7 protein-coding genes are annotated in these 7532 nt (G+C 52.1%); all 7 read left to right on the top strand.

From position 1 onward, the window contains the following. The first annotated feature begins 256 nt into the window (after nt 1-256). From QVO39_RS02845 to QVO39_RS02815, 7 genes are read left to right on the top strand one after another with little or no spacing between them, the layout of a single operon-like run. Entirely contained in the window at nt 257-1996 is a 1740-nt protein-coding gene (locus QVO39_RS02845) for a tetratricopeptide repeat protein (protein WP_021902942.1), read from the top strand. Beyond that, nucleotides 1980-2861 carry a DUF4292 domain-containing protein gene (locus QVO39_RS02840; protein WP_021902941.1) on the top strand — a complete coding sequence of 294 codons (882 nt, stop codon included), beginning with the start codon at nt 1980-1982 and terminating at the stop codon, nt 2859-2861. The genes QVO39_RS02845 and QVO39_RS02840 overlap by 17 nt, the downstream gene beginning before the upstream one ends. Continuing rightward, a complete protein-coding gene (locus QVO39_RS02835) occupies nt 2858-4162 on the top strand; it encodes a murein hydrolase activator EnvC family protein (RefSeq protein WP_021902940.1) in 1305 nt (434 codons plus the stop codon). The genes QVO39_RS02840 and QVO39_RS02835 overlap by 4 nt, the downstream gene beginning before the upstream one ends. Further along, a complete protein-coding gene (gene ribF, locus QVO39_RS02830) occupies nt 4159-5115 on the top strand; it encodes a riboflavin biosynthesis protein RibF (RefSeq protein ID WP_021902939.1) in 957 nt (318 codons plus the stop codon). The genes QVO39_RS02835 and ribF overlap by 4 nt, the downstream gene beginning before the upstream one ends. Nucleotides 5116-5127: 12 nt before the next feature. Further along, nucleotides 5128-5952, top strand: a complete 825-nt coding sequence (gene glsA, locus QVO39_RS02825) for a 1-acyl-sn-glycerol-3-phosphate acyltransferase (protein ID WP_021902938.1) — start codon at nt 5128-5130, stop codon at nt 5950-5952. 15 nt (nt 5953-5967) lie between these two features. Beyond that, a complete protein-coding gene (gene glsB, locus QVO39_RS02820) occupies nt 5968-7050 on the top strand; it encodes a glycine N(alpha)-acyltransferase GlsB (protein WP_021902937.1) in 1083 nt (360 codons plus the stop codon). Nucleotides 7051-7085: 35 nt separating this feature from the next. Further along, nucleotides 7086-7499, top strand: a complete 414-nt coding sequence (locus QVO39_RS02815) for a SufE family protein (RefSeq protein WP_021902936.1) — start codon at nt 7086-7088, stop codon at nt 7497-7499. The last annotated feature ends 33 nt before the right edge of the window (nt 7500-7532 follow it).

Here is a 7532-nt window from a genome sequence, read left to right as displayed (position 1 = left end):
CGCATACGGAATATGAGGTTGATGCAAGAAGGACATTACCATGCTCTGTGGTATTCCTGAGAGTGTATACAAAGACCAGTTGGCATCAATACGAAGACCTCCCCTCGTTGGAGGTCATTCATGGTAAGACTCTTCCTAATGCGTCACCCCTGCTAAAATCCACGCGATTCCCTTACAAATACCCGAAAATTGGTATATTTACACTTGTATATTATCGAAGGGGATAATTTACAGACATTGCAGAGACTATTAAAGCATGAATATAAAGACTATACGGGGGCTCCTTTTCCTACTACTGCTCGTTGCCAATTGGCCACTAGCAGCACAGGATATGCCATCGAGGAAAACGAGTGTCGCCAATCGATTATTTGATCGTGCTCTACAGGTGAATGGGCCAGACCTTCAACCCTCCCCACTATTCAATCACCTATGGATGGCGTATCAAGTTGATAGCACCCAGCCCGAAATACTAGATGGGTTGGCAGAGCTTTTATTGCAGCACGCCAATGACAAGCGAGGGCTAGATCTGCTAGAGAAGAGCTACCAATACTCTGGCTTCGACTACCAGACGGGCAGGAAGCTCCTAGATTTCTCAGAGAAGTTTGGGGATTGGGAGTGCACCGAAAGGGTCTCGAAAAAGCTACTTGAGCTACGACCCAATGACCGAGAGGTCCGCCTCCAACTCGCCAATACCTATGCCAACTCCAACCAGCTAGAGAAAGCCCTCAGCGCCATTAGAGGTTCAGACGGAGCCGAACAGGATATCGTATCTATTATCAACGAAAGCAGGCTACTAATAGCCCTTGGACGGCTTGAGGAGGCGGAGCAAATACTACTAAAGCGCTTAGAGGAAAAGCCCAATGAGCCCATGACCACGCTCCTCCTAGTCACGATCTATGAGAAGCGAGGAGAAGACGATAAGATCATCACGCAACTTCAAAAGGCACAAAAGCTAGACCCTGAGAACGAAGCCCTCTCCAACATCACCACCTCATTCAATGCCATGAAAGGCAATAATGAAGCGGTGAAGGCGGAGATCTTACGAGTGGCTCAGCTAGAGGGCAGCGACCCAATTAGGGTTCAATCACTCCTCAATACGGCACGTAGCAATAGCGACGACCTCACCAAGCTACTCCCCACGCTCATCGAGACTGAGCTAGAGCTACAGCAGATCTACAGTGAAGAGGATCGCTTTGCACTAGCCGCGGCCAACGACCACCTACTCCTCTCTGATACGATCCAAGCGGAGCAGATATTTTCACAGCTGGTGCAAAAAGGCACCGAGCGACCTTCGCCCTACTACTACTTTGTGGAGAAGTATGCCAATGCAGAGGATGTGGAGCAACTCGACCAAGTCACTACTCAAGGACTAAAGTCCATTCCCCACGATGGATTGCTCAACCTATACTCGGCACTGGTGGCGCTGAATAAAGAGGATAGCATCACCTTTAATAAAAGAGTAGACCACGCTATTGAGGTGGTTGAGGAGGGCGACCCAATGTATGGACAGATAGCACTCATCAAGGCAGATTTGATACAAGATGATGATTGGACAACAGCCACCCAATTCTATGAAAAAGCTGTGGCAGCAGGCATCCCAACCGCATACAACAATTACGCCTACGGGATGACTAAGCACGGCACTCCCGAGGACCTCAATAGGGCTGAGGAAATGGCACGAAAAGCAGTGCAGTATGATAGTGAAAACGGTTCTTTCCTCGACACCTACGCCTGGATACTCTATCTCAAAAAGGCCTATCCACTTGCCAAGATCTATATGGAGCGTGCCATCAGCAAGGAAGAAGAGCCCGACCCTCTCTACTACGAGCACTACTCCGACATCCTATTTGCGCTAGGGGAGTACGAAGAGGCTCTACAGGCACTCCGCAAGGCACTCGAAGCGGGAGGCGACGTACCAACAATCGAAAAGAAAATTGAAAACATCGTCCACGAACGGGACCAAAAGAGCATAGAGAAAGATGAAACAAAGGAATAACCATCTCTCCACCACCACCCTACTCCTCTGCTGGTCGCTCCTACTACTCCTCTCCAGTTGTGGTACTTCTCGCAAGGCGATTCAGCAGATAGCAGGCCATTACCCCCACCTTACTAAGTCGCAGTTTATAGAGCTCTATAGCCAAAAGCAAGAGTACCCCTCCATTGCCGCCCGTGGTAGGGTTTCGCTGAATATTGATCTTCCCGAGAAACAGATCCAGCTGAACGGCATCGGCATACGGTGGTACCAAGCTCCAGGCAAAGGCTTCGAGCTATCCATCCGCCCGATAGGTTTTATGGAGGCAGGGCGATTGACCGTTGCCGACGATACCGTACTGGCACTCGACCGCCTCAATAAGTACTACCTCCTTCAGGAGGAAGCCCATCGAAAACTCTCTAGCTATCTGCCGATCCCAGGCATTGACCCCATGATTTTACAGGCAGTGATTGAGAATAAGCCTTTCAACTTCGTAGAGATCGGCGCTACCGCACTCCGTCGGATGGAGATGAAACAAACCGAGGAGGGTTACCTCTTCTCTAGCCAGCTTCGCCCTGGTGGCAATCAGATCAAACTACTCTTTGACACCGCACTCAACCTCTCCTCAGCCACCATAACGGTGCCAGGGGAAGGGGAGCTACAAGCCACCTACGACCGCTTTACCCACCTCCGTATGGGAGGAGAGATGCGGCCACTTCCCACCCTTATTCAGTTAGAGTTTAGAGGAGGTCCAGAGCGGTATGGGCTCATACGTTTCGACCTACAAGATATGGAGGAGGGCAAGGCACGCACATGGGAGACCACTCCACCCGCTCAGTATCAGAGGATCTCCCTACAGGATATTTATAAGATCATCCAATCACTATGATGAGTTTGAATAGAGCTGGCCAACTATTGTTTCGCTGTATGGTAGCTTTACTCCTAGTAGGGCTACTCCCAGGCTACGCCACTGCGCAGCAAAAGTCCAAGGAGGTACAAAAGCTAGAGGCCCGACGCAAGCAGATACAGGCTGAGATAGCACGTGTGGATAAAGCACTACAGCAAACCGCCTCCTCTGCCAAGGAGCAGCTACAGCAGCTCGCTCTCCTTGATGGGCAGATCAAGGACCGCCAAGAGCTGATCACCACTCTTGAGGCAGAGGTACAGGAGACCGACCAGCAACTCTTTACATTAGAGCAGGAGCTCAACCGCCTACAGGCGCAGTTCGATAAGCGTCAAGAAGCCTACGTGAAGTCGCTCCGAGCACTCCAGCGAGGCAGCAACGTGAAGGACCAGCTCCTATTTATCCTCTCCGCCAAAGACTTTGCACAAGGAATGCGGAGGGCGATGTATCTGCGAGAGTATGCCACCTGGCAGAGGAAAGAGGGGGAGAAGCTCAAGGAGCTACGACAAGAGATCGACGCTCAGAGAGCAGATCTAGAGCAGAGCCGACAGCAGAAGGCACTCCTCCTACAAAGTAGAGAAGAGGAGCAGCGCAAGCTGGAGCAAGATAAGCAAAAGGTGCAAACCAAGGTGAAAGCTCTCAAAGGCGAGGAGAAGAAGCTACGGCAAGAGCTAGCCAAGCAACGCCGACAGGCCCAAGCCCTCAATAGGCAAATCGAAGCACAGATCGCTAAGGAGATACGAGAGGCGGAGGAGGCAAGGCGAAAAGCTGAAGCGGCAAAGCAAAAAGGTAAGTCGACCACCACAACGCAAAGGCGAGCTAAGACCAAAGGGGGATACGCTATGACGGAGGCGGAGACGAAGCTCTCTGCAAAGTTTGAAGACAATCGTGGTCGTCTCCCAATGCCCATCACTGGTGGCGGGCGCATCGTAGGTCACTATGGTGTACAGCAGTATGCCCGATTGAAGCATGTGCAGATCGATAATAATGGCATCGACATCCAAGGAGCCCCTGGTGCCAAGGCAAGAGCGGTCTTTGATGGCGAGGTGACCTCTATCTTTGTGGTAGAGGGCTTCAATACCAACGTGATCGTGCGTCACGGTAATTACCTCACCGTCTACAGCAACCTCACTGAGGTCTATGTCTCTAAGGGGTCCAAGGTCAAGACGGGGCAGGAGATCGGCAAGATCTACTCCGACCCTGAGCTAGGCGGTGCTACCAAACTGCACTTCCAAGTGTGGAAAGAACGAACCAAACTCAATCCAGAGCAGTGGATAAGACGATGAAGATATACCACCATATAGAGGAGATGAAGGCATCGGGGAAGCCCATTGTTGCCACCATAGGACTATTCGATGGGCTACACAAAGGGCATCAGCACCTCATCAAAGCCACTCAGGAGATGGCACACCGTCTCTCCGCAGAGAGCCTAGTGGTCACGATGGATAAGCACCCACTAGCTCTCCTTAGGCCTGATCTTCCTCGCCCACACACCCTCTGCTCAATGGATCAGAAGGAGCGATTGATTGCCCAGCTAGGGGTGGACCATCTACTGATCCTCCCTTTCACCAAAGAGCTGGCAGCCCTCTCCGCCACACAGTTCGCCCAACCCCTCATAGAGCGAGGAGTGATCGGCATGAAGCTCGGCTACGACAATCGCTTCGGCCGAAAGGAGACACCAGCCCTCACCACTCCCCAATTCGATGAAAGGCTTAGCCAGCTAGGGCTACAGATAGAGCGCGTCACCCCCTTCCAGATGGGCGACGCCGTGGTCAGCTCCTCTCGCATCAGAGAAGCGATTGCCCACAACGATCTCTCCACAGCAGAGGCACTCCTCGGACGGCCGTTCAGCATCACCGGCAGGGTAAAAGCAGGCCGGCAGATAGGCCGCACCATAGGATTCCCCACCGCCAACCTGATCCCCTACGACCCCTCCCTCACCCTTCCCGAAGAGGGTGTCTACATCTCCGAGGTGCGGCATGGAGATCGTATCTACCCCGCCATGTCGTACTACGGCTCCACCCCCACCATCACCCCCGAAGGCATCCCGCTTAATAGGATAGAGGCCTACCTCCTCGACTTCCAAGGCGACCTCTACGACAAAGAGATCGAAGTCGCCTTCAGAGCCTTCATCCGAGCCGACCAAAAGTTTGCCTCCCTCCAGGAGTTACAGGCCCAACTCCAGAAGGACCTCACCACCACCCGCACCTTCTTCACCCACCACCCCCTCACCCTTTAATGAAATAATGCTATGAGCGAAAAGAAGATAGATATCAAGAAGGCGATACAGAGCAAATACAAAGGCTATCTCCCAGGGTTTCTCTACCGCTGGCTACAGCGATTGATCCACGAGGAGGAGCTCAATCAGATGATGGAGCTACAGCACGAGGTGGGGGGCGTCTCAATGGGGTACAAGATTATGGACTACCTTGGCATCACCTGCGACATCATCGGTGCGGAGCGACTTCCTAAGCCCGAGGAGCGCACCCTCTTCGTTAGCAATCACCCCCTTGGAGGTGCCGACGGGATTATCTACGCCGCCCTACTCGGTGGGCACTATGGTGGGCAACTCAAGATTATGGTCAACGACGTCCTCATGTACGTCTACCAATTCCGAGACACCTTCCTCCCCATTAATAAATATGGTCAGCAGGCACGCCAATCGATCAAACTGATCAATGAAGCCCTGGAGAGCGACCAACAGATACTCACCTTTCCCGCTGGTCTCTGCAGCCGTATGAATAGCGAAGGCAAGGTACACGATACCGAGTGGCTCCCCAGTTTCGTTCGCATGGCAGCACAGCACCAGCGACAGGTCGTACCCCTCTACTTTGAGGGCGAAAATAGCCCACGTTTCTACAAATGGGCAAAGCGAAGAGCCAAGAGTGGTTGGAAGTTCAATGCCGAACTGATTCTACTCCCCAGTGAATTGATCCGTGCCAAGGGGAAGCACTTCCGCATCTACGTAGGCGACCCTATCCCTTACCAAGAACTACCCTCACCCAAAGAGGCAACAGAATTTGCCCGCCAACTAAGGGACAGCCTCTACAACTTTCCACAAAAATACACCGAATAACACATAGACATCCGCATGGGACAGGCTAAAATCATATCACCAATAGACCCTCGAATCATTCGTAGCGAGCTACACGAGCAGTTGATGCTACGCAAAACAAATAGAGCCAAAAACGAACTCTATACTTTCCACGCCAACGAAGCCCCCAATACCATGCTCGAGATAGGCCGACTGAGAGAAGAGGCCTTTAGGGCAGGCGGAGGTGGCACTGGCAAAGCAGCCGATATCGATGAGCTGGACCTCCGACCCAATGGCTACCAGCAGCTCGTTGTCTGGGACCCCGAGGCACAAAAGATCCTCGGCGGGTACCGATACATCCTCTGCAAAAACGCCATAGAGAAGCAGCCCGATGGCACCTACGAGACACATCTATCGAGTGGAGAGATCTTCCAATTCGACCCTCTATTTATTAAGGAGTATCTCCCCAAAACCATAGAGCTAGGGCGTAGCTTCGTCACGGTGGAGAACCAAAACACCTCCCTGGATGGCAATAAAAAGAGTCGACTTCCTCGCTCCATCTTTACCCTCGACAACCTTTGGGACGGCCTCGGAGCCCTTATGCTGATCCACGACGATTGCCAATACTTTTTTGGCAAAGTCACCATGTATCAGAGCTACAATACCAAGGCTCGCGACCTCATCTACTACTATCTCGATACCTACTTTACCCCAAAGGTTCCACTCGTCACCAGCAAATACCCCATCCAGTACGAGACACCCATCGACCAACTACAGCAGATCATCACGGGTCAAGACCACAAGAAGGACTACAAGAACATGAGCCAAGCGATCCGAGAGATGGGCACCACGATCCCCCCTCTCGTCAATACTTATATAGGCCTCTCCGAGGCACTGATGGTATTTGGCTCCAGCTACAACCCCTTCTTCGGTGACGTCCTTGAGACCGCTATCATGATACCGATGGAGGAGATCACACCCGAGAAGAAGAAGCGACACATCAATAGCTTCCTGAGAGATGCCCCTCGCACCCTCTCTGGGCGTGTGCTACAGCGGATTAAGCAACGGCTTCGCAAACTCAACCACCACGACGATCCTACCCCTGAGGAGCCAAAACAAGGACTTCTACCCCACTTATAACCGACAACGGACATTAAATACACATTATATATAATATGACTATCAATCAAATTCAAGACGAAATCATTGCCGACTTTTCACTCCTCGACGATTGGATGGATCGCTACGAGATGATTATAGAGATGGGCAACGAACTAGACCCTATGCCCGAAAGTGAGAAAACACCACAGCACCTCATCGAAGGGTGTCAAAGCAGAGTATGGATCTCAGGAGAGCTAGATGCCGATACCCGCCTGCAGCTACAGGCCGATAGCGATGCCGTCATCGTCAAAGGCATCATCGCCATGCTCCTAAAAGTACTTAGCGGACAAACCCCGGCCGACATTCTCCATGCCGACCTCTACTTCATCGACAAGATAGGCCTCAAAGAGCACCTCTCCCCTACACGCTCCAATGGTCTCCTCAGCATGGTCCGCCACATCAAGCTCCTCGCCTCCACCCTTCAGTAACCCCTCCCCCAGCACCCCATCACCCAATAGGAC

The sequence above is a fragment of the Porphyromonas sp. CAG:1061 genome (genome assembly GCF_000435035.1).
Taxonomy (GTDB): domain Bacteria; phylum Bacteroidota; class Bacteroidia; order Bacteroidales; family Porphyromonadaceae; genus Porphyromonas_A; species Porphyromonas_A somerae.
Note: the sequence above shows the minus strand (reverse complement) of the source record. Positions and strands in the feature narration are given on the sequence as shown.

What these genes read in the sequence shown, in the direction of transcription:
- ribF (WP_021902939.1), top strand. Translation starts at nt 4,159, where the DNA reads ATGAAGATATACCACCATATAGAGGAGATGAAGGCATCGGGGAAGCCC.
- QVO39_RS02845 (WP_021902942.1), top strand. Translation starts at nt 257, where the DNA reads ATGAATATAAAGACTATACGGGGGCTCCTTTTCCTACTACTGCTCGTT.
- QVO39_RS02835 (WP_021902940.1), top strand. Translation starts at nt 2,858, where the DNA reads ATGATGAGTTTGAATAGAGCTGGCCAACTATTGTTTCGCTGTATGGTA.
- glsA (WP_021902938.1), top strand. Translation starts at nt 5,128, where the DNA reads ATGAGCGAAAAGAAGATAGATATCAAGAAGGCGATACAGAGCAAATAC.
- QVO39_RS02840 (WP_021902941.1), top strand. Translation starts at nt 1,980, where the DNA reads ATGAAACAAAGGAATAACCATCTCTCCACCACCACCCTACTCCTCTGC.
- QVO39_RS02815 (WP_021902936.1), top strand. Translation starts at nt 7,086, where the DNA reads ATGACTATCAATCAAATTCAAGACGAAATCATTGCCGACTTTTCACTC.
- glsB (WP_021902937.1), top strand. Translation starts at nt 5,968, where the DNA reads ATGGGACAGGCTAAAATCATATCACCAATAGACCCTCGAATCATTCGT.